This is a genomic window from Alkaliflexus imshenetskii DSM 15055 (assembly GCF_000517065.1).
GTDB classification, from domain to species: domain Bacteria; phylum Bacteroidota; class Bacteroidia; order Bacteroidales; family Marinilabiliaceae; genus Alkaliflexus; species Alkaliflexus imshenetskii.
In genome coordinates, this window is the sequence record NZ_KI912105.1 from 2,224,201 (window position 1) to 2,247,274 (window position 23,074).

General features: G+C 44.2%; 19 protein-coding genes. 12 read left to right on the top strand and 7 right to left on the bottom strand.

Annotated features, from left to right (window positions below):
• Positions 1–101 precede the first annotated feature (101 nt).
• Positions 102–3,017: a TonB-dependent receptor gene (locus tag ALKIM_RS0109315; RefSeq protein WP_052345509.1), complete on the top strand. Its 2,916-nt coding sequence runs from the start codon at positions 102–104 to the stop codon at positions 3,015–3,017.
• A 145-nt stretch (positions 3,018–3,162) separates the two neighbouring features.
• Here the strand turns inward: ALKIM_RS0109315 and ALKIM_RS0109320 are convergent, their stop codons facing one another.
• Positions 3,163–3,771, bottom strand: a complete 609-nt coding sequence (locus ALKIM_RS0109320) for a hypothetical protein (protein ID WP_157363870.1) — start codon at positions 3,769–3,771, stop codon at positions 3,163–3,165.
• A gap of 229 nt (positions 3,772–4,000) precedes the next feature.
• Here ALKIM_RS0109320 and ALKIM_RS0109325 point away from each other — a divergent pair, with 229 nt between their 5' ends.
• Complete coding sequence (locus tag ALKIM_RS0109325; protein WP_026474398.1) at positions 4,001–4,375, top strand: YbaN family protein; 375 nt, start codon at positions 4,001–4,003, stop codon at positions 4,373–4,375.
• A gap of 242 nt (positions 4,376–4,617) precedes the next feature.
• Positions 4,618–5,352 carry a DUF6383 domain-containing protein gene (locus ALKIM_RS0109330; protein WP_026474399.1) on the top strand — a complete coding sequence of 245 codons (735 nt, stop codon included), beginning with the start codon at positions 4,618–4,620 and terminating at the stop codon, positions 5,350–5,352.
• Positions 5,353–5,671: 319 nt separating this feature from the next.
• Here ALKIM_RS0109330 and ALKIM_RS0109335 read toward each other — a convergent pair whose 3' ends face one another.
• On the bottom strand, positions 5,672–6,505 hold the full coding sequence (locus ALKIM_RS0109335) for a hypothetical protein (RefSeq protein ID WP_026474400.1): 834 nt from the start codon (positions 6,503–6,505) through the stop codon (positions 5,672–5,674).
• A 209-nt stretch (positions 6,506–6,714) separates the two neighbouring features.
• Between ALKIM_RS0109335 and ALKIM_RS0109340 the strand changes: the two genes are divergently transcribed.
• Entirely contained in the window at positions 6,715–7,620 is a 906-nt protein-coding gene (locus tag ALKIM_RS0109340; protein ID WP_026474401.1) for a DMT family transporter, read from the top strand.
• Here ALKIM_RS0109340 and recJ read toward each other — a convergent pair whose 3' ends face one another.
• From recJ to lipA, 3 genes are all read right to left on the bottom strand, one after another.
• Entirely contained in the window at positions 7,621–9,336 is a 1,716-nt protein-coding gene (recJ, locus tag ALKIM_RS0109345) for a single-stranded-DNA-specific exonuclease RecJ (protein ID WP_026474402.1), read from the bottom strand. It lies immediately after the preceding gene.
• Positions 9,337–9,565: 229 nt separating this feature from the next.
• Positions 9,566–10,264: a lipoyl(octanoyl) transferase LipB gene (gene lipB / locus ALKIM_RS0109350; RefSeq protein WP_026474403.1), complete on the bottom strand. Its 699-nt coding sequence runs from the start codon at positions 10,262–10,264 to the stop codon at positions 9,566–9,568.
• Between the two features lie 102 nt (positions 10,265–10,366).
• Positions 10,367–11,236: a lipoyl synthase gene (gene lipA, locus ALKIM_RS0109355; protein WP_084555857.1), complete on the bottom strand. Its 870-nt coding sequence runs from the start codon at positions 11,234–11,236 to the stop codon at positions 10,367–10,369.
• Positions 11,237–11,629: 393 nt separating this feature from the next.
• Between lipA and lysS the strand changes: the two genes are divergently transcribed.
• From lysS to ALKIM_RS0109380, 5 genes are all read left to right on the top strand, one after another.
• Positions 11,630–13,354, top strand: a complete 1,725-nt coding sequence (gene lysS, locus ALKIM_RS0109360) for a lysine--tRNA ligase (RefSeq protein WP_026474405.1) — start codon at positions 11,630–11,632, stop codon at positions 13,352–13,354.
• A 12-nt stretch (positions 13,355–13,366) separates the two neighbouring features.
• Positions 13,367–14,365 carry an NAD(P)H-dependent glycerol-3-phosphate dehydrogenase gene (locus ALKIM_RS0109365; protein ID WP_044117859.1) on the top strand — a complete coding sequence of 333 codons (999 nt, stop codon included), beginning with the start codon at positions 13,367–13,369 and terminating at the stop codon, positions 14,363–14,365.
• Between the two features lie 45 nt (positions 14,366–14,410).
• Positions 14,411–15,754 (top strand): glucose-6-phosphate isomerase, encoded by a 1,344-nt coding sequence (locus ALKIM_RS0109370; RefSeq protein WP_026474407.1) that lies wholly within the window; start codon positions 14,411–14,413, stop codon positions 15,752–15,754.
• Positions 15,755–15,948: 194 nt separating this feature from the next.
• Complete coding sequence (locus ALKIM_RS0109375) at positions 15,949–16,809, top strand: UDP-2,3-diacylglucosamine diphosphatase (protein ID WP_026474408.1); 861 nt, start codon at positions 15,949–15,951, stop codon at positions 16,807–16,809.
• Positions 16,810–16,840: 31 nt separating this feature from the next.
• Entirely contained in the window at positions 16,841–17,875 is a 1,035-nt protein-coding gene (locus ALKIM_RS0109380) for a glycosyltransferase family protein (protein WP_026474409.1), read from the top strand.
• A gap of 3 nt (positions 17,876–17,878) precedes the next feature.
• Here ALKIM_RS0109380 and mgtE read toward each other — a convergent pair whose 3' ends face one another.
• Both mgtE and rsmA read right to left on the bottom strand, forming a co-directional pair.
• The gene (gene mgtE, locus ALKIM_RS0109385; RefSeq protein ID WP_026474410.1) at positions 17,879–19,243 is read right to left on the bottom strand and encodes a magnesium transporter; all 1,365 of its coding nucleotides are present in this window, start codon (positions 19,241–19,243) and stop codon (positions 17,879–17,881) included.
• Positions 19,244–19,278: 35 nt separating this feature from the next.
• The gene (gene rsmA, locus ALKIM_RS0109390) at positions 19,279–20,064 is read right to left on the bottom strand and encodes a 16S rRNA (adenine(1518)-N(6)/adenine(1519)-N(6))-dimethyltransferase RsmA (protein ID WP_026474411.1); all 786 of its coding nucleotides are present in this window, start codon (positions 20,062–20,064) and stop codon (positions 19,279–19,281) included.
• A 143-nt stretch (positions 20,065–20,207) separates the two neighbouring features.
• Here rsmA and ALKIM_RS0109395 point away from each other — a divergent pair, with 143 nt between their 5' ends.
• The 3 genes from ALKIM_RS0109395 (at position 20,208) to ALKIM_RS0109405 (ending at position 23,064) form a co-directional block, all read left to right on the top strand.
• Entirely contained in the window at positions 20,208–21,191 is a 984-nt protein-coding gene (locus ALKIM_RS0109395; RefSeq protein WP_044117860.1) for a lysylphosphatidylglycerol synthase transmembrane domain-containing protein, read from the top strand.
• A gap of 3 nt (positions 21,192–21,194) precedes the next feature.
• Positions 21,195–22,157, top strand: coding sequence for a lysylphosphatidylglycerol synthase transmembrane domain-containing protein (locus ALKIM_RS18170; RefSeq protein WP_044117861.1), 963 nt, complete (start codon positions 21,195–21,197; stop codon positions 22,155–22,157).
• A gap of 313 nt (positions 22,158–22,470) precedes the next feature.
• Positions 22,471–23,064, top strand: a complete 594-nt coding sequence (locus ALKIM_RS0109405) for a bifunctional nuclease family protein (RefSeq protein ID WP_026474413.1) — start codon at positions 22,471–22,473, stop codon at positions 23,062–23,064.
• The last annotated feature ends 10 nt before the right edge of the window (positions 23,065–23,074 follow it).

Consider the following 23,074-nt stretch of genomic DNA (forward strand, 5'->3'; position numbering starts at 1 on the left):
ATGCTTTATTCGTTCTTTTGCTCATTCAATTTGTCTTTTTACCACGGTGTTTCACTCTATTCTTCCTGTTGATTTTTTTGAAAAGCTAACAACAGGAATTTATGAAAATTATTGAACTTATTAAAGCTCTGCTTTTTACGTCTGCTCTGTTTGGTCAAACCACAAGAGGTAAACTTCGGTTTCTAACAATTGCTATTGTCTTGATTTGCGGATTTTCCCAGTCAATAATGGGACAAAACGGATCCATCCGCGGTGTGGTTATCGATGCGGTTACCAAGGAAACGCTTGTTGGCGCAGCAGTTGTGGTTCAGGGTACCTTCACCGGGGTCACTACTGATTTTGATGGACAATATCGCCTCGAAGGACTCCAGCCCGGCACCTATAATCTTCAGTTCTCTTTTATCTCTTACGACCCAATTGTGATTGAAAACATAAAGGTTGAATCGGGAAAAACATTGACGCTAAACGTTCCGCTCAGTTCTGCTACGCAGCAGTTGCAAGGTGTTTCGGTAGTGGCACGTCGTGTGCAGCATACCGATGTATCGTTAATTAGTTCTATTAAAACTGCAGAACTTGTGGTCTCCGGAGTCTCGGCACAGCAAATCAGCCGTTCGCAGGATAGGGATGCTAGCCAGGTGGTTCGTCGTATCCCTGGTGTTACGGTTATCGACAATCGCTTTGTGGTGGTACGCGGACTCAATGAGCGATACAACAGCGTGATGCTTAATGATATCAACGCCCCAAGTATGGAAGATGATGTACGCTCCTTTTCCTTTGATGTTATACCAAGCGGACAATTGGAGCGCATGATGGTTTATAAAAGTCCATCCGCTGAACTGCCTGGTGATTTTGCCGGTGGTGTTATTAAAATATATACCAAAAGCATTCCCGACCGCAATGGGCTTGAGGTTAGTTTCACTGCTGGCTATGAGCCGGCAACTACCTTCAAGGATTTTTATGGCCCGGAGCGCTATTCGGGTCATTGGACCGGCTTTAACAATGGCGCTTATGATATGCCTGCCGGTATGCCTGAGAGATTAAGTTCTGTGCGTAACGAGGAAGAGTTAAAAAGACTTGGTAACTCGTTTAAGAACAATTGGGTGCCCGAGAAGAACACGGCCATGTTTAACCAAAGTGCCACTGTAAGCGGGTTCTTTAACCAGCCTATAGGCAGTGTGACACTCGGTCATTTCACCTCTGTGAATTACAGCAATAGCTATTCTTTTGAAGAGGTGGATCGCTATGATTACAATGCGTATAACTACATCGACAATGTTGCCCTGCCCATTTACTGGTTTCATGATTATCGTTATAAGCAGACCATTCGGGTAGGTGCACTGCACAATTACGGTTTTCGTCTTTCGCCCAACCATTCAATAGAAATAAAAAACCTGTTTAACCAAAATGGTAGCTACGAATATATTGATAGGGGTGGACACGATTTTGATTTTGGCTATTTTCCAAGTAATCATGGATTTCAGCAGCTCTACCGCACCATTTATTCCGGTCAGGTAGGTGGTAAACATGATTTCTTTGATAAGCGCTCTGAGATTTCATGGGCGGGTGGCTATGGTTTCTCGCGCAGAGAAATGCCTGATTACAAACGGTACCGTTCCGACCTTCCCGAGCTAGGTCGTGACCGCTCCCAAGCAGAACTTTACCTTCCGGTGGGAACCGCTCAGGCTTATTTCCTTGGCCGTGTGTTCTCTTTTATGGAGGAAAATACTTATACCGGATCCATTAACTTCACGCAGCGCTTGTTAACAGGCAACTCTGGTTCTTTTCAGCCTGTACTAAGAGTGGGTGCCTACGTAGAGGATAAAGACAGAACTTTTAGTGCCCGTAACATGGGTTACGCACTTACACAGTTTCAGGCCGGGCTAACGTTGCGACAATTGCCAATAAATGAGCTATTTCATCCCGACAACATTAACAGCGGAGCAATTAAACTGGATGAGCAGAGTAACCCCAACGACTCTTACGATGCTACCAGCAGTCTCACTTCATGGTATGTTTCAGTAACAATTCCGGTAACGCGCGATATCAAAATGGTGGCAGGCCTGCGTGTTGAGGATTATACGCAAACCATGAAAAGTGCAACCACCACTGGCCCTGTGAATGAGACGTACAAGAGCACCGACTATCTGCCTTCGTTAAATCTCTCCTACTCATTAAGTGATCAGATGCTGGTACGCGCTGCTTATGGAAAAACATTGAATCGTCCTGAGTTTAGGGAAAGGGCTCCGTTCAGCTTCTACAGCTTTAACGATAACCTGAACCGCAAAGGAAATATTTTCTTGCAGGATGCTTCAATTGACAACTACGATTTGAGATGGGAGTGGTATCCTACCATGTCTGAAATGGTGAACTTTGGCGTTTTCTACAAAGATTTTACCAATCCCATTGAAACCACGTTTGAGCCGGGAGCCGGTAGCGGTGGAGCCAAAAACTTCAGCTTTACCAATGCCCGATCGGCCTATTCGTATGGTGTGGAGCTTGATGCCCGCAAATCACTTGACGGCCTTCTCAACTCGCGTTTTGTAAACGATATGGCCGTAATTTTGAATGCAGCCCTTATTAAGAGCAACGTGGTTTATGGTGAGGGATATGGGCATGGTCGTGACATTGAGAATCGTCCGCTTCAGGGACAGTCTCCCTATATTGTGAACACCGGGTTTTACTATTTTAATGAAACTTCGGGCTGGGAAGCAAACTTGCTTTACAATGCCATTGGAAGACGTATTGTGCGTCCGGGATATACACAGTCGCGCGGCAGTGAAGTAATTGATTATGCCAATATTTATGAGATGCCTCGCAACCTGGTCGATTTCTCCATCAGTAAAACATTTAAAAATAACCTCAACCTGAAAGTGGGTGTGTCGGACTTGCTAAATGAAAAAGTCACATACCTGCAAGATCCCTGGAACAATGGCAAGCCTGATAAATCAAAGGATCCTGTTATCGAGAGCTATCGCCCCGGTACCTTATTCACTTTCTCGATAGGCATAAAACTATAACAACCAGAAGCAATATAGTTGTTCAAAAAAAGAGGGTATCTCGTAAGTTCGAGATGCCCTCTTTCTATTAGTATAATTTGTTCGGCGCGTTGTCAAATGTTCAATTCGCCGAGGATTATATTATCTATTGGTTCGGACTTGTTTTCTATGAAAGACCTTTAAGTTTTTGAATCTCTTTGTGATGTTGTATCACCAGGTTTTCTTGTTTTCTGCGGGCATCCTGCCGGTACTCTTCGTAGCTGCTCATGGTATCCGACAACTCTTTCTTCAATTTTGCAGTCTGCATATTGGCCTTTTGGAATAGTAAAAAGGTTATTGCAACGATGGTGCCCATCACCACAAGCAAAAATATTGCAAGACTAACAAAAAGCCCTTTTCGCATCAAAATCCCCATAAATGAAAACGAATCACGCTCTTTTACTGCCTTCTCATAATTTAACTTTACTTCATCAACCTGATTGTTGAGTGATGTGATATCTGACTCTTTGTTTAGCACAATTGATTGCAGATTGCTTATCTCTTTTTTGAGCACAGATATTGAGTCAAGTGTATGTTTTCGTAACTGATTTAGCCACGTTTCAGGCACCACTCTGTAAGTCTCCCATTTGGAGGATTGCCCAATTACGAAATCAAGTTGTTCATTTAACGGAGCTTCGTTCACGTATGGTCGGTTGCGATTGTCTGCTGCATGCACATCAAGCGACAGCAGCAAAAGAAAAAACAAAGTTGCAACGAATAGGGATTTGTTATTCATGATCATGATTTCTTTTATTATCAAATGTCGGAAATACCAAGTCTTTCTGCAATATCTGTTTAAACGTTTGGTTTGCACTGAATATTGTCATCCAGGGTGAATTTTTCTAAATTATAGGGAGGGAAAACTACTGTTTTTGGCATTAATGTGACGTTGTTTTTTCGTCTGCGCACTTTGAACTTATTAAAATGATATTAGTTCAGTAATTTAGTTTTATCCTTTATGTTGTATGCTTAAAGTTGTCTTTATTGTATTGGGTGCATTGTCGCTTGTTTTGGGAGTGTTGGGGATTTTAATTCCCGGGCTGCCTACAACTCCTTTTTTGCTGCTTACGGCTGCGTTATGGATGAAAAGTTCTGAAAAACTTCATAACAGGCTGCTTTCCAATAAGTATCTTGGCCCATACATTGTAAATTATGAAAAAAGAAAAGGTCTCACCGTAAGACAAAAGAGGTATGCCATTCTTAGTATGTGGATTCTTATCAGCCTCTCGTTCTTTCTGTTAAGTGGTAACCCTTCCTTACAGCTGATTCTTATTTTCGCCGGAATAACAGGTGCTGCCACTGTTTGGTATCTGGTGCCTAATGGTAAAAATGAGGATTAGATATTTTGGTTATGTTAATTTTTTTAAGAATTTGGGTTTGTATCGTTATTCTTTAAAAAATCGAACATTGAAAATAATGTAAAAACCTCATAAATAGATAAATATCTTTTATGGGCTGTTCTGTATCGGGGGGCTTAATTTGCAAAAATAGTACTCAAAATTGCAGAAATAATATAGGCAATTGTCATGTAATTGCCTCTAATTTGTTAACGTTTATTACTAACCATTAAATTACTAAAATTATGAGAAAAATTTACTTACTAATCGCATGTTTAATTGGGTTTTCTGGAGCTTTCGCTCAAGTTGTGATTGCTGATTTTGAAAATAATACAACACAGGGGTTCGGAAAGTGGGGTGGTGAAGATCCTGTTGCAATTGCTAATCCATTTCAGGATGAGACCAACCCTTCTAATTATGTCCTGAAATACATCCCATCAGGGGGTTGGCAAGGTGTTAATTTATGGAAAGATGAGGGAGTATTTTCACATAAACCACTGAAATTCGCTCTTGATGTCTATATTACTGATGTGGTAGGCGATATAAATGAGTTGAAGATCAAACTGGACATGCGAAATGGTGTAGTAGCCGAAAATGCAGAACGTTTTACTGCTGCTTTGGAAGCAAATAAATGGGTTCACGTTGAATATGATTTAAGTGCCCTTACTGCATGGGATTACAAGCAATTTGCATTACAAAACCATGTGGTAGCAACATTCCATTTTGACAACATTAGAGTTTATTATGAAGGCGGAGCTACTTCTTCAGATTTGAATAAAGTTGCGAAAGTGAATGCTTTCTCAGTTACAGGTGGCTTAGTTGTGAACGGTGCAGCTGGTCAAAACGTTTCTGTTTATTCATTAACCGGAGCCAAAGTATTTGAAGTGGCTTCTGCAGGTTCAACTGTTGAGGTTGCTGTTCCCGTTGGTGTTTATGTTGTGGCCGTTGGTGGCGCAACTCAAAAAGTGGTAGTAAAATAACACCCCTTAATAACCCAATATTGGATAAGGGAAGGTGTCTTAACAGGCATCTTCCTTTTCTAATTTTTAATGGGTAGGTAATTCCTTATAATTGAAAAGAGCGTGCTTATAAACTCCCATCTATGCATGTTTTGTGCCTAAGCATCCTTCTTATAGTAAAAGTACAACGAAATTACTTTGAAGTTGGTTACTTCCCATCACAGCCATATACCTACCAGAATAGATGAGCAACTAAGCCATTAACATGCTTCCGAATAAATGAAAAGGGGCTGCCATTTGCATGACAACCCCTTTTCTATCAGTGTCTAACTTAAACTATTTATTCAACCATTTGATTGCGAACAGTATAGATTTCAGAAGTTATCTGTTTCATCTGACGCTCAGTGATGGAACCGTCCTCAATGGCAGTGAAAATCTGATGGATGGGAGTTAATTGCTCAATAACTTCGGCCACGGCGCGGTTTTCACTCACCACATCCATAATTCCCATAAGTTTATTCAACGATTTCTTTTGATCCATTACAATTATCACCATCTCCTTGTTGTTATAGGTGTCTTCTGAAATATGAGTGGCAATATATAAGCTTTCTACCCATGTTCCGGCAAGAACCAACATTGATACAGCACCACGTCCGCTTTGGTTCAGGTGTTCGTATGTGTCAAAGAAAGTAGTGGTGATAAGGTCAACCAGTTCTTCTTTATTATCTTGCTTGGCTTCGATTTGTTCAATGATGTCGGGGCTGATGGCACCTGAAATATTGAGGGCATCAATAAGCTTTTTCGACACATTCATGTAATCGATTGTTGCTTGCTTCTGATTGTAGGTTGTAGCATAGCTCAAATCGGCGCTGTATATCCCAAGATTGACGGCTTTCGATTTTTCGGTCAGGTATCTTTCAACGTTTGACACTGGGTTCGACAGGGTAAGGATGTAGGCTGCACCAATTCGGTTAAGCATTTCGGTCACTTCAAAGCTGGTGGGCAGTGGATATACAAATTCGCGCACATCCTGCTCTATTCTGGCTTTGTCGAGTTTCTCTCCTGTTTGGGAGGCGTCACCAGATGAGGTACGTCCCATTTTACAGGCCGAAAAAACAAACGCAAACATCAGCATCAGGCCAATAAGTTGTACGGGCAAAAGGAGTTTTTTCATGTGTCTGTTTTATTTGTTTGGTTTATTGTTCTTATTAATTCACCAACCACAGTTTTCTTTTTTTGATTTGCTATTGGTGAATGACTCAGGTTCTGAATTATATGACAATTGTTTGCACAAATATAGTTGATAATAATTTATTTTGCGCGGCCTTATTGTAATTTTGCATCTTAATAAACAGTGGGATTCAACTTCTCATTTCCTTTTTCATGTCAGATTCAACCAAAGGTTTGTTGTTGGCTATTTTATCAGCCTTTATGTGGGGGCTGCTGGCTATCGCGCTTAAAGTGGCTCTCAACTACACCGATTCTTTTACCATTGTATGGTGGCGCTTTTCCGCTTCTTTTTTTGTGCTGTTGCTCTGGTTTTTGTTTCGAAGCCCGCAGTCGTTGCGTATTTTGCGTCGTCCACCACGCTTGTTATTGCTGGCAGCCATTCTGCTGGGAGTAAATTTTATCGGATTTCAGCAGGGCATTCATTATGCCGGGCCGGCGGTTTCCCAGGTAATTATACAGGCGGGCCCGGTGAACCTGGCTCTGGTAGGTTTTATTTTCTTTCACGAAAGCATAAGCCGCATTAGATTGACGGGTTTTATAGTGGCTGCTTTTGGATTTTTCTTTTTTTACTATCAGCAGGTGCAGGGTGTGAGCTATGCTGCAAAAGAGTTCACTTTTGGTGTGATATGGACTTTGATAGGAGCCTTGTCGTGGACGGGCTATGCGGTGATTAATAAAATTTTGGTACGTAACATACCACCCATGCAGGTAAATCTGGTATTATATGGCTTGCCAATGCTTTTTTTTCTGCCAATGGCCAATTTTGATTCACTGTTTCAAGTTCACTCACTGGCTGTGTGGCTTCTGTTTCTATTTCTGGCGGTTAATACCCTCATTGCTTATGGTGGTCTGTCGATGGCGCTTAAGTATATAGAGGCCAACCGAATAAGTATGATTGTAACCCTCAATCCCATCATTACATTCCTTCTCCTTGAATTGCTCCTGTACCTGAATGTGAAGTGGTTTGACTCTTTGCCGATGGCGCCTTTAGCCTATGTGGGTGCTGTATTGGTGCTTGGTGGCGCTGTAATGGCCATTGGCTTCCATAAAAAAACGTAATCAATAAGGAAATCGAATGTCTTTAACCATTATCTGTATAGAGACATTCCCGTTGTAAACATTCTCTTCGATGGTATAGCAGATGTCAAACGGGTCGCCACTCTTAATTTTCTGTATGTGTTTACCCATCGAGAAGCCTATGCCCTGAACAATGGAGCCTGAGCACTCCTCAATAATCTCTAGCTTCACATGGTCGCGATCCTTACCTACCAGTTTGCTTGTACCATAATCCATCACGCGGCGGGTCACAAAAACAGGCTTCATGTTTCCGGGGCCAAAGGGCGTGAACTGTTTGAGAATCCGATAAAACTTCGGAGTTATTTTTTTGAGTTGTATCTCAGCATCTATCTCAATTTGCGGAATGAGTTGTTCGGGCAGAATGTTCTCAGATACATATCGTTCAAACCGTTCGGTAAATTGGGGTATGTTCTCAATTTTCATGGTGAGTCCTGCTGCATACATGTGTCCGCCAAAGTTTTCGAGTAAATCGCTGCACGATTCGATGGCCTTATACAAGTCAAAGCCTTCCACAGAGCGAGCCGAACCAGTTGCCAATCCCTGACTCTGTGTGATAATAATGGTTGGCCGGTAGTAGTGTTCGGTAAGGCGCGATGCCACAATGCCAATAACACCTTTGTGCCATTCCGGTTTAAAAAGCACAGTGCTCTTAAGCTTTTGAAGCGGTTCACTCGTGTTGATCATCTCCAGTGCTTCCTGTGTGGTAAGTCTGTCCAGATCTTTGCGCGTTTCGTTGCACACGTTGATGCTTTCGCTCATCCTGTCGGCCAACGGTTCGTCCCTTGATATGAGCAGTTCTACGGCATCACGCCCTGACTCTATACGCCCGGCAGCATTGATGCGAGGGCCAATTTTAAACACGATGTCACTAATGAGGAACTCGCGGTTTTCCATATTGGCAATGCGGATGATGCTTTTCAGTCCGGTACTGGGATTTGTGTTTAGCTTATTCAAACCAATGGCAGCCATCAACCTGTTTTCGCCAGTTATAGGAACAATGTCGGATGCGATGCTTACAGCCACCAGATCAAGGTAGTTATAGAGCAATTCCTCATCGTGGCTGTTCTTTCGGCAAAAGGCCTGCATGAATTTAAAGCCAACGCCACAGCCCGACAGCTCCTTTTCAGGATAGGTACAGTCATTGCGTTTAGGATCCAAACAGGCATACGCATCCGGAAGTGTATCTCCAGGTGTGTGGTGGTCGCAAACAATAAAATCGATGCCATGCTTTTTGGCGTAGGCAATTTTATTCACTGCTTTAACGCCGCAGTCGAGAGATATAATGAGGCGGCATCCTGCGTCGGCAGCATAATCAATACCTTGTGTGGATACGCCATACCCTTCTGAATAACGGTTAGGTATATAAAAATCGAGGTTGTTGTAATATGGTCTCAAAAAGGAATACACCAAAGCCACCGAAGTGGTGCCATCCACGTCGTAATCTCCATAAATCAATATTTTTTCGCCGTTACGAATGGCTGAGTTCAGGCGATCTACTGCTTTGTCCATATCCTTCATCAAAAAAGGATCGTGCAAATGCTCAATGGATGGCCTGAAGAATGCTTTGGCTTGTTCAAAAGTATCAACACCCCGCTGCACCAACAATCTGGATAGAATCTCATCAACATTGATGGCTTCGCTCAATGTTTTAACGATATCCGGATCTGATTCGCTCTTTATTTTCCAACGTTTTTCCATTCTATGGCGGGGGTTTGCCTATGTGATTTTGCGACCGCAATTGTGTGTTAAGCAACGCGTGTCCCTGGTTTTGTTTTTATTTGTAATTAATCCGACAAAGATAGTTAAATAAGGCCGATTTACAGGTTTTAGGTTGTGCTAAATGGAATCCTGGAACCGAAACGACATGCGTTTGAATCAATAAACTACCAAGATACGGCGCCTCACTACTTTGGCTCTGCACAAAGCATCAGACAAAATTCAGGTTGAAAAGCTCTTTGAATGCTTTTAGAAGGTGCTCGTGTATTTCGGCCAAAGGAATGGGGCGATTCAGTTCATTTTGCAACGAAGTAACGCCTTTGTCGATAAAGCCGCATGGGTTGATATACCTGAAATAGTCCAGGTTGGTATTTACATTAAGAGCAAAACCATGCATTGAAACAAACCGGCTGGCGCGTACACCGATGGCACATATTTTACGGGCTTTTTGTGGGTCGTTCACATCGAGCCAAACACCTGTGGCTCCATCCAGACGGGCTCCATTGATGCCATAGTGCCGTAATGTCATGATTATCCCTTCTTCCAGCAAATGGATGTACTCCTTAATGCCGAGGTTCATAGCCTCAAGGTCAAAGATGGGGTATCCAACAACCTGGCCGGGCCCGTGATAGGTGATGTCGCCACCACGATTGATGCGGTAAAACTTAGCTCCGATTTTTTCGAGCAGTTCATCGGTAATCAACAGGTTTGTAGGGGCGCCGCTCTTTCCAAGGGTGAAAACATGCGGGTGTTCCACAAAAAGCAAGTGGTGAAGCATCTCTTTTCTGTCGGCCGGATTGTCGCGATTGTGCAACTTGATTGCTACCACATCTTCAAACAGGCTTTCCTGGTAATCCCATGCTTCTTTGTAATCGGTTTCTCCCAGATTGGAGTATTTGGTGTTGTACATGTTTTTCTAATTGATGTTGTGCGATGATTCGCCAATAAGCATTTACGATTTATCAGAAATAGAGGTCGCAGCCCTTCACAATGCCCATTTGCGATGCCGGTATTACGCTTTCAGGGCATTTATGTGGCGCTCGGCATGATATGACGAACGCACCAATGGGCCGCTTTCTACAAATTTAAACCCTTTTTTTAATCCTTCCGTCTCATAGAATTTAAATTGTTCCGGCGTGATGTATTCCTGCACTTCCAAATGTTGCACGGATGGTTGAAGATATTGGCCAATGGTCAGCACCTTTACCCCAACGGCAGCAAGGTCATCCATGGTTTCAAGAACCTCTTCCTGGGTTTCGCCCAGCCCGAGCATTATTCCCGATTTCGCAATCGCACCTGCTTCGGCAATGTGTTTAAGCACCGACAAGCTCACATCGTATTTTGCTCTGGAGCGGATGCGCGGCGTTAGTCGGCGAACGGTTTCCACATTGTGGCTGATAACTTCCGGTTGTGCATCAATGATGCGCTGAACAAGGTTGGTCATACCCTGAAAATCAGGAATGAGAACCTCCATTGTGGTGGAGGGATTAAGCTCCTTAACTTTTTGGATGGTATCGACCCATACCGATGCACCCCCATCGGGTAAATCGTCTCTGTCAACAGAGGTTATTACGGCGTGTTTAAGCTTCATTATTTGGATGGAGCGGGCAATGCGAAACGGCTCTTTAAAATCTACAGCACCTGGTATTCCGGTTTTAACGTTACAAAATTTGCATGCTCTGGTACACACATCGCCTAGAATCATGAAGGTGGCTGTACCAGCGCCCCAGCATTCGGCGGCATTGGGGCATTTGCCACTGGTACAGATGGTGTGTAACTTATGGTCGCGGATGGTTTTGTGCATCCAGTTGTAATCGGCGGTATTTGGTAGCTGAATCTTAAGCCAGTCGGGTTTTGATATTCTGCGTGTTATTTTAACCATGTTGATCAGTTTTTGACCTGTTACGGCCCAAATAGTGTGTAAAGATATATTTTGTAATGTACTTTATGTCTCAGTGATGCATTTAATCCATAGCGGATTGTTGATATACACCGAGGCACCTCTCTTTTGGGTAAGTCATATCCCGATTAACGCACAACCACAAATAAAGTTCAAACCTTAACGCGCCCTATAAGACCTGTAAAATATCAGGGACGTAGGTTAGCTCTGAGTCATCCTTTAAAAAATGCAATCCATGTAAGTTTTGGTGGCAATGATTTGTACCATTTATCGTGAATGAATTATACGCTACCTTTTTATATTGTTTATTTTGGGTTTATCTTTGCATCTAGTTTTTTGTTTTTTAATAGATGATTAAATAAATATATTCTACCAATGAACCAGTTAGAACTGAGCGAGCAGGAGCTTATTCGCCGCGAAAGCCTTCACGAGCTTGAAAAGTTAGGCATCAACGCTTTCCCGGCCGAAGAGTATCCGGTAACACACTATTCTCAGGACATCCTCAACAATTTTGAAGCCAACCCGGATGCCTACCAAACTGTTTGTCTGGCCGGACGTATCATGAGCCGCCGAATCATGGGAAGCGCTTCTTTTGCTGAGATTAAGGATAACCAAGGCCGTATTCAGATTTATCTTCGACGTGACGATTTGTGCCCGGATGAGGATAAAACGCTTTACAATACTGTGTTTAAACGTTTGCTCGACATTGGTGACATCATTGGTGTGAAAGGTCATGTGTTCAAAACCCAAACCGGTGAAATCTCTGTTCATGTGGATGAGTTTACTCTTTTGGCTAAATCCATCAAGCCACTGCCCATTGTGAAAGAGAAAGATGGCAAACTTTACGATGCCTTCACCGACCCTGAGCAGCGCTACCGTATGCGCTACGTGGATTTGATTGTGAATGATCAGGTAAAGGATACCTTCCTGAAGCGTACCAAAATCATCAACACCATGCGCGAATTCTTTAACCAGAAGGGGTACCTGGAAGTTGAAACACCAATTCTTCAGGCTATTCCCGGAGGCGCAGCGGCACGGCCATTCATCACGCATCACAACGCACTAAACATACCTTTATACCTCCGTATTGCAAACGAACTTTATCTGAAACGTCTTATTGTTGGCGGGTTCGATGGGGTATATGAGTTTGCCAAAGATTTCCGTAACGAGGGCATGGATCGCACACACAACCCTGAATTTACGGTAATGGAAATCTATGTTGCTTATAAAGATTATAAGTGGATGATGGAGTTTACTGAAGAGATGATTGAAAAAGTGGCTCTGGCTCTGCACGGAACAACAAAAGTTCAGCTTGGCGACAAAGAGATTGATTTCAAACGTCCCTTTAAGCGCGTTACCATGATCGATGCCATAAAAGAGCATACCGGATTTGATATTTCGGGTATGAATGAGGCGCAGTTGTTTGATGTGTGTAAAAAGCTGGGTATCGAAACCGAGCCATCCATGGGTAAAGGCAAACTTATTGATGAGATATTTGGCGAGAAGTGTGAACACCATTATATTCAGCCAACTTTCATTATTGATTACCCGGTGGAGATGTCGCCGCTTTGCAAGAAGCACCGCAATAACCCCGAACTTACCGAGCGCTTTGAACTCATGGTGAACGGAAAAGAGCTGGCCAATGCATACAGCGAACTTAACGATCCCATCGATCAGTTGGAGCGTTTTCAGGATCAGCTAAAACTTTCAGAAAAAGGCGATGATGAAGCGATGTTCATCGATACAGACTTTGTGAGAGCGCTCGAGTATGGCATGCCGCCAACTTCCGGAATGGGCATCGGTATCGACAGGCTCACTATGTTTATGACCAACCAGTCATCCATCCAGGAAGTGCTTTTCTTCCCGCAAATGCGACCTGAGAAGAAGCCGGAAAAGGATGGTGACGATAAGTTTTTGGCTCTTGGCATTCCCGAAGAATGGCTCCCGGTAGTACGCAAAGCCGGATTTCAGAGGGTTAAAGAGTTGCTCGAAGTGAATCCAAACAAATTGCACCAGGATCTTTGTGGACTCAATAAGAAGAATAAACTTGGCCTGACCAATCCTTCCAAAGAGGAAGTAACTGGCTGGCTCGCACAATAATTTCACATCATCATGGACGAAACCACGTCGAGAATCGGGATAATTGGTTCCGGAAGTTGGGCTACGGCCATTGCCAAAATGGTGTTGAACAACGAAACGCACATCAATTGGCATTTCCGGAATCCCGAGCATATTGGAAAATTCAAACGGGTAAGGCACAATCCCAATTATTTGACTTCGGTGAGTTTTGACACAGATGCCATCTCATTTTTTACTGATATTAATGATGTGGTGGAAAAGTCTGACATCCTGATCTTTGCCAATCCTTCGGCATTCTTAAAGGATATGCTGGCCGGACTCACATTGTCATTAAAGGATAAGGTTATCGTTTCTGCCATCAAAGGTTTGGTGCCCGGAGAAAATCTGGTGGTGGGTAGCTATTTTCATAAGAAGTATCATGTGCCCATCACGCAGGTGGCCGTTATTTCGGGCCCCTGCCACGCTGAAGAGGTCGCTTTGGAGCGGTTATCCTACATCACCATTGCCTGTCAGGATTTGAAGCGCGGACGCGATTTCGCCTCCCGCCTGCAATGTGGCTTCATTAAAACGGTGGTTTCCGATGACATCTACGGAACCGAGTATGCTGCCGTGCTTAAAAACGTGATGGCCATTGCCTCTGGTATCTGTCATGGTTTGGGGTATGGTGACAACTTTCAGGCAGTGCTTATTTCAAACGCCATACAGGAAATTAAACGGTTTGTAGATACTGTTCACCCGATATCCCGTGACATTAAAAGTTCGGCTTATCTGGGCGACTTGCTCGTGACCTGCTATTCGCAGTTTTCGCGTAACCGCACATTCGGAACCATGATTGGCAAAGGTTACTCCGTAAAAAGTGCTCAGTTAGAGATGCTCATGATTGCAGAGGGCTACTACGCCGTTAAAAGCATCAAGGAGATAAATGACAAGTACAAAGTGAACATGCCCATTACCGATGCGGTTTACAACATCATCTATCAGCGCATTTCTCCGGCCATCGAAATCAAGTTGCTTACCGATGCGCTTCGATAGGTACCCCTTATGTATCACCAATAAACACTATAACCTTTTACACAGATGCAAAAAATATCAATTGACATTAGCAAAACCGGTAGCTTCATTGCGCCCGGCGATGTGAAAAAACTGGAGGGCGACGTGCTCGCCTGTGAACAAAAGCTGCATGACGGAACCGGTGCAGGTAACGATTTTTTGGGATGGCTGAATTTGCCATCGTCCATCACGGCAACTGAACTAAAATCGATTAAGGACACTGCCGCCCGACTGAGTGCAAACTCTGAGATTGTGGTAGTGGTTGGTATTGGCGGCAGCTACCTGGGCGCCCGTGCCGTGATTGATGCGCTTAACGATTCATTCGACTTTTTGCGAACCAACCGCAAAGCGCCTGTGGTGCTTTACGCCGGACAAAACATTGGCGAAGATTATACCTATGAATTGCTCGACCTGCTCAAGGACAAGACCTTTTCTGTAGTTGTAATCTCAAAATCGGGAACTACCACTGAACCTGCCATTGCTTTCCGTGTGCTTAAAGAGTTGCTCGAGAAAAAGCATGATACAGCCGGTGTGAAGGAGCGTATTGTGGCCATTACCGACGAGAGTAAAGGCGCCCTGCGTACCCTCGCCGACCGCGAAGGCTATCAAACCTACGTAATTCCTGATAACGTGGGTGGACGTTTCTCCGTGCTTACACCTGTTGGTTTGTTGCCAATTGCTGTGGCCGGTTTTGATATCGACAAATTGGTAGAAGGCGCACGCGACATGGAAAAAGCTACTGCTCCCGGCGCTTCGTTCGATGAGAATCCGACCAATATTTATGCTGCCGTGCGTAACTTGCTTTACCGCAGCGGAAAAACCACAGAAATTCTGGTGAATTATCATCCTAAACTGCACTTCCTGGCCGAATGGTGGAAGCAACTTTACGGTGAGAGCGAAGGTAAAGAGCACAAGGGTATTTTCCCGGCGGCTGTGGATTTCACCACCGACCTGCACTCTATGGGGCAATGGATTCAGGAAGGTGAGCGCAACATCTTCGAGACGGTTATCTCCATCGAAAATCCGAAATACAAAGTGCAAGTGCCCAACGACAAGGACGACCTGGATAAGTTGAACTACATTGCTGGCAAACGGGTGGATGAGGTGAACAAAATGGCTGAACTTGGTACCCTTGTGGCACACGTGGATGGCGGTGTTCCCAACATCCGCATTTCTGTTCCCGAACTTAACGAGTATTTCCTGGGCCAGCTCATCTATTTCTTCGAGAAGGCTTGTGGAATCAGTGGTTACGTGTTGGGCGTGAATCCATTTGACCAGCCCGGCGTGGAGGCTTACAAAAGCAACATGTTTGCCCTGCTCGGAAAACCCGGTTTTGAGAAAGAGACTGAGGCTATTCGCAAAAAACTGTAGCCTCTTTAGGTGACTAATATTCCAAAGGGCCGGTTCAAAACTTATTTTGAGCCGGCTCTTTTCGTATAATCTCAGAATAGCTGTCAACTCTTCCACTACTCAATTAAGACTTCCATTCTTAACACATTCTTATCCTTCGCGTCACATATAGTTCTTATTGATGGATTATTCTTGTATTATCAAAATACAAGTAAATGACGCCTGTCAAAAAAAACATGAAACGGCTGGTAAAGGCCGTTGTAATATCAGATGTGCACATGGGCACTTATGCCTGTAAAGCTGCACAATTAACCGATTATCTCAAGAGCATTCATCCCGAAACATTGGTTCTTAACGGTGACATCATTGATGCATGGCAGTTTAGCAAGCGCTATTTTCCAACCGCACACATCAAATTGATGCGTGAGATGCTTAAGATGATGGAGGCCGGCACAAAGATCTATTATGTAGCCGGTAACCACGATGAGATGATGCGCCGGTTTGCCGGTATGTCATTGGGTAGTTTTAGCGTTGTAAACAAAGTGTTACTCACTTTGGATGGTAAACGCTCCTGGATTTTTCACGGCGATGTTTTCGATGGATACATGCACCGCTTGAAATGGCTGGCCCGTTTGGGCGCACAGGGATATGGCATGCTCGCCATATTAAATAAAGCGGTAGAGCAAACGCTGCGGTTCTTCGGAAAACCCAAGGTTTCCATCTCTAAAAAACTGCATAACCGTATCAACGGCGGAAAAAAGGAGATTTCACGATTTGAGGAGACTGTGGGTCAATTGGCCATCTCAAAAGGATATGATTATGCAATTTGCGGACATACACACCTGGTGGAAAAGAAAGTAATCAGCAACGAAAAAGGCAAGGTAACTTATCTGAACTCAGGCGATTGGGTAGAAAGCATGACCGCTCTGGAGTATTACGAGGGCGATTGGCATGTGAAGTATTGGGAGCCATCAACAGAAACGCTTAAAGATGAGGAGACTATGACCGAAGAGCACTTCTCCAAACCTTCCAAAGCGCTGTTTATGAAAGTGTTTCGCGAAGTGGTAATGAGTTAAGAATAAATAGTGTATTAAAAAAGTAGAGACAATGAGAATTTTATATGCGATACAGGGAACAGGTAATGGTCACACAGCGCGTGCGCGTGAGGTTGTGCCAATTCTTCAGGAGTATGCCGATGTGGATTTATTGCTGAGTGGAAACCAATGCGAACTCACACTGCCCTGGCCTGTAAAGTACCGGCTGAGTGGAATGGGTTTTGTGTTTGGAAAAACAGGGGGCATCGATTATAAAAAGACGATGGCTACCAATTCCATTCTTCGATTCTTTAGAGAGGTGATGACTTTGCCGGTTCATGAGTATGACCTGGTGATATCCGATTTTGAGCCGGTAACTGCCTGGGCGTGTAAGCTGAGAGGCAAAAAATGTATCGGTATTAGTCACCAGTCTGCCATTTTGCATCATAAATCGCCCATGCCCGAGAAGAAGGATTTTATGGGCAAACTGATTCTGAAGTATTACGCACCTGTTTCCAAGGCCTTTGGTTTTCATTTCAAGGCATTGGGTTCCAGTGTAACCACGCCGGTAATTCGGCGCGATGTGCGAAACAGCACGCCGGTGAATGCAGGTCACTATACAGTTTACCTTCCTGCTTACGATGACTTACGCATCATTCAGTTTTTGGCCCGCTTCCCTGAACACAAGTGGGAAGTTTTTTCCAAACACTCTAAGAATCCCTATTCATTCCAGAACATTAAAATACGCCCTGTGGAGCAGCAGGCTTTTACCGAGAGTATGGTGCGTTCGCGCGGTGTGTTTTGCACAGCTGGATTTGAAACGCCTGCCGAAGCACTCTTTCTGAAAAAGAAGTTGTGCGTAATTCCCATGCGTGGACAGTTTGAGCAGCAGTGCAATGCGGCCATGCTGGGTACCATGGGTGTCCCTGTAATCGAAAATCTGAAAGAAGGCTCTATGGCTGCTTTCACCGAATGGCTCTATGCCGGTAAAGTGGTGGATGTGCAATATCCTGACAACACCCGCCGTGTGCTGGAGCGCATCATCGAAGAGGCCAGCGGTTACCACATCGAGTATTTCCCGATGGCTGGCGCATACCTGATGCGCTGATGTTTAAATAAATACTCTGAAAAAATAGGATGACAAAATAAGATAAACGAACATACCAGAAATGTCGTTAAGCGTTGTGATAAAAGGCCCCGTAGCTACTGCGGGGTCTATTTTTATTCTGTCCAGTAGCAAAGGCAGAAACGTACCAAACAACGACGCAAACATCACTACCGAAAACATGGCCGAAGCTACTGTAAACGTGAGTGCATGGTGTGAGCCTATCAGAAAGTTATAGGCGAATACCAGCAGTGACAGTGCTGTGGCGTTGAGCATGGCAATGGAGAGTTCTTTAAAGAGTTTGCGGAAGTTTGATTCCAGACCTAGGCTGCCGCTGGCCAGTGATTGTACCATGATGGCCGACGACTGAATGCCCACATTTCCGCCCATGGCCGCAATCAGCGGCATAAAAAAGGCCACTTCGGGGTGGTCGGCTATGTTGCCCTCAAAAATGCTGATAACGCGCGAACCAAACAAACCACCTACCAAACCAATCATAAGCCACGGAATACGTGCCCGCGTGTGGCGCCATACGCTGTCCGATACTTCCACGTCCTGCGTAATACCCGATGCCAACTGGTAATCTTTTTCTGCTTCTTCACGAATCACATCCACCACATCGTCGATGGTGATGCGACCCACCAGGCGGCCAATGTCATCCACAACAGGCAATACCACCAGGTCGTACTTGTCCATGATGTTGGCCACGTCTTCAGAGTTTACATTTACATTCACCGATATCACATCGGGATTGTAGATGTCGCGCACAATGGTGTCGGTGGCGCTGAGAAGCATTTTCTTGAGGGAGAGGGTGCCCTTGAGAACACCATCGTTATCTACTACATATACAAAGTAAACTTCGTCCACATCCTCGGCCTGGCGGCGCATGCTGCGCAAACAGGTGATGATGGTCCACGACTCCTTCACTTTTATAAGTTCTTTGGCCATCAAACCCCCGGCGGTGTCTTCTTCGTAGTTGAGCAGATCCACAATGTCGCCTGCCACTGTGATGTCATCCAGATAGGAGAGGATTTCCTTTTGGCGGCTTTCATCCAGCTCGGCCATGATGTCAGCGGCATCGTCCGAGTCCATTTTATCGATGAAACGGCGTGCAATGACCTCACTGGGTAGTGCCTTCAGAAACCTTAGTCTGACGTCTTCCTCGAGTTCAATAAGCACATCGGCGGCTAAATCGTCATCCAGAAGAAAGTAGAGATATTTGGCTTCTTCAATGCTTAGCTCTTCGTAAATTTCGGCAATATCGGCGGGGTGTAACTCCTTAATGGCTTCCGACAACTGTTCCTCATTTTTCTGATCTATGAGCGTTCGGAGTTGTTCGATAAACTCTCTGGTAAGTTCAAAATTTGCCATAGCCAAGAAGTTTTAATAGTTACACAATAGATGTATCACTCACAGAGCGGATGCTCCTGTATTAATGAGGTCAGCTCCTGAAATCCACTGACCGACATCTGTTCAGGACGCAGGTTGAATACCGGCAGGTGCATCAACGCATCATGATTGAAAGGCACCTGGCGCAGACTGTTGCGCATCATTTTGCGCCTTTGGTTAAAAGCCGCTTTTACCACTCTTATAAAGAGGGCTTCGTTGCATGGCAGCGTGTTTACGTTGTTGCGCTCCAGTCGAATCACTGCCGACTTTACTTTGGGTGGAGGTGTAAACACGTGTTCGTCGACGGTGAAAAGATATTCGGCATCGAAAAACGATTGTAGCAACACGCTTAATATGCCAAAGCTTTTTGAGCCGGGAGCGGATGTGATGCGCTGTCCTACTTCGCGCTGTACCATGCCAACTACCGAACGCACCTGATTTCGGTTGTCGAATGCCTTGAAAAATATCTGGCTCGAAATATTGTATGGAAAATTACCAATGATGGAGAAGCGTTCGGGAAACATCGCGCCGAGGTCGAGGTTCAGAAAATCGCCTTCGATGATGCGGCCGGCCAGTTGTGGATAGTGAACGTTCAGATAATCTACCGATTCGGTATCGATTTCAACAACTTGAAGATCGATGTCGGTGCGTTGAACCAAAAATTGTGTAAGTACACCCATTCCCGGCCCCACCTCAATAACATGAGCCGGAGGAGTTTGCAGGCTATCCGCAATACGTCTGGCTATGCTCAGATCGTTGAGGAAGTGCTGCCCCAGATGTTTTTTCGCTCTTACACGCTTCATCGTCCATGGTTACGCGGTTTGTGACAGTGATTTTTTGATTCTGATAAATAGATTTTGTAACATTGCACCTTTAAGGCGCTGCAAAGGTATAACTATTTTGGCACTAATCCGAGTTTGCAACGTAAAAACCAAAAACTATCAAGTTGAAATCACAACAGATAAAAAAAACAATACAGTTTATCCTTTTTTTGGTTGTTGGAGCTGTAATTCTATGGTGGCTCTATCGCGATCAGGATGCCGACGAGTTGCTCAGAGCCATTAAAGAAGATGTGAACTATTTTTGGATACTGGCCTCTCTCATGGCAGGTCTCTTAAGTCACATAAGCCGCACCATACGTTGGCAAATGATGATAACCCCTTTGAGTAAGCGCCCTTCGTTTATCAATACATTTTTGGCTGTGATGATTGGTTATCTGGCCAACCTCGCCATTCCCCGAATGGGAGAGGTGTCGCGGTGTGCCGTATTAAGCAAACACGAGAATATTTCGTTTACCCGTTTGGTAGGCACGGTAGTGGCCGAAAGGGCTTTAGATGTGGTGTCACTTCTGTTGTCGCTGTTTTTGGTGTTTGTTTTTCAGTTTGAAGTGATAATGTCTCTTTTTGCAAGGCACGTTGATTTCTCAGGCGTTGTAAACTCGTTTGCAACGCCGGTACCATACGTAATAATTGCATTGTTATGGGCTGTGGTTTGGTTGTTCCGTAAGCGTATTCGTACTACCAGAGTTTTCTATAAGGCCAAGGGTTTATGGGAGAAGTTTAAGGAGGGATTCTTGTCTTTTAGGGATGTGAAGCAGAAGGGCTGGTTCATTTTTCATTCGGTGATGATTTTTGTGCTCTATTTTCTAATGATGTACCTCAGCTTTTTTGCATTCTCATATACTGCCCATCTTTTGCCGGTAGCCGCACTCACTGTGTTTGTTTTTGGTACTTTGGGCATGTTGGCTCCAGTGCAGGGAGGTATTGGCCCCTGGCATTTTATGGTCATCACATCTTTGGCTGCTTACCAGATTCCGGCTGCCGAGGGTGGCATATTTGCACTTGTTGTGCATGGCGCGCTCAATTTGATGATTGTTTTGTTTGGGTTATTGTCGTTGCTTCTGCTTCCCTTTGTTAACAAACGAAGCTAATCCATGTTTCTCGGGAAAAGGGTTATTTTGCTGATTCAGATTGCCATATCTGTGGCAGCAGTTGCATACATCATCTTCCGCCTGTTTAATTATGATGAATGGGCGACGTTTTATGAGCTGTTTACCAAACAACCCTTTCGTTTTGCGCTGGTTTTTTTGCTTCAACTTATTCTGTCGTCGCTCAATTTAAGTATCGAAAGCTTCAAGTGGCAAAAACTGGTATCGCCACTTCGCCGGCAGAGTTTCAATCTTAGTTTTTATCAGATATTAAAAGGGTTACAAGTAGGCATGGTTACACCGGGCAGAAGCGGTGAAGGTGTTGCCAAGGCTCTTTTACTACCTATGGGGTATCGTACCCGTGGATTTCTGTTATCTGTTACCGGCAGTGCGCTTCAAAACATTATTCTTGCTTTGGGAGGTTTGCTAGGTCTGATTTTTATCCGGGAGTTTCCTGAGCAAGAGCCCGGCATGTTCTTTCAGCTTCAGGATTGGTTGATTCGATACAGTTTAACATTTCTGATTGTGACTGGTGCCGGTCTAGTTGTGATTGTACGTTTGCTCAGATTTATGCGACGCAATCCGGTGGTAAAACGCATCACATTCTATCTGCTGGTGGTGAAACAGCTTGGTGCTATGAAGTTTGTTGCCATCGTGATGCTAACCCTGGCGAGATATTTTGTCTATTGCTTTCAGCTTTGGGTCATGTTTTATTTTCTGAGTATTGGTGATTCAATGAGTCTCTTTTGGCTTATACCTGTTTACTATGCGGCCATCACATTTGTCCCGTCAATGGCTATTGCTGACATTGGCATAAGGGGGACAATTGCACTGTTTCTCTTTGGTGCCATATCGGCCAACAGCGCCGCCATAGTGGCTGCCATCTTTTTTGTGTGGTTTTGCAATCTGGCCCTACCCGCTGTGAGTGCCATATTTTTTCGGGCTCCCGTTGCCACACATCCGCAATGACGCGCGAAGGTTTTCCACAAGCGGGATCAACATGCATCCATCATTTGAGTCAAAGATGCCATTTACTGTCTTCATCGGCTGACTTTACACCACTTTTAATTATCAATCCCTTAAGAATCTTATATCTACCTTTTTGGGTCTCCGATGTGGAATGAATATCTACATGCTTAGGGGGCTTTAGACAATCTCCTTTGAGAAATACCCACAATAGGAATTAATCTTAAAACTAATTCCTATATTTGTTACTAAATATAAAAAAATAGCAGTGTGCGTTTTACCCGCTGTATCTGAGTTAAGACAAGAGAGAAGTTCAATGAACAAAAAAAAGATCAGACTAAATATACTCGGGCTTTCTTATTCACAAACCCAATCCGGTGCTTATGCTCTGGTACTTGCCGAGGAGGAAGGAGAGCGACGCATACCTATCATTATAGGTGGAGTTGAAGCGCAGTCCATTGCCATAAAGCTCGAAGGGCTTGAGCCACCGCGTCCCCTTACGCATGATCTCTTTCTCAACTTTGCACGTGCCTTTCACATCGAATTACAGGAAGTAGTGATTTATAAGTTGGAGGAAGGAATATTTTATTCAGAATTAGTTTGTATAAAAAACAATGATACCTTGCGAATTGATTCGCGTACATCAGATGCAGTAGCTTTGGCATTGCGGTTTAATTGCCCCATTTTTACCTACGAGGAGATTCTTTCAAAAGCTGGCATCGTTCTGGATTTTGGAGACACCAAAGAGCCGGTTCCTTCGGGCAAGCCTACTACCACAAAACCATCAGGCAATCCTCTGGCATCAAAATCGCTTGACGAACTTCAGGTTATGTTAAACGAGGCCGTAGATGCTGAAAATTATGAGAAAGCATCTGAAATCCGCGATGAAATAAAACGTAGGGAGAAGTAGAAATTCGGAT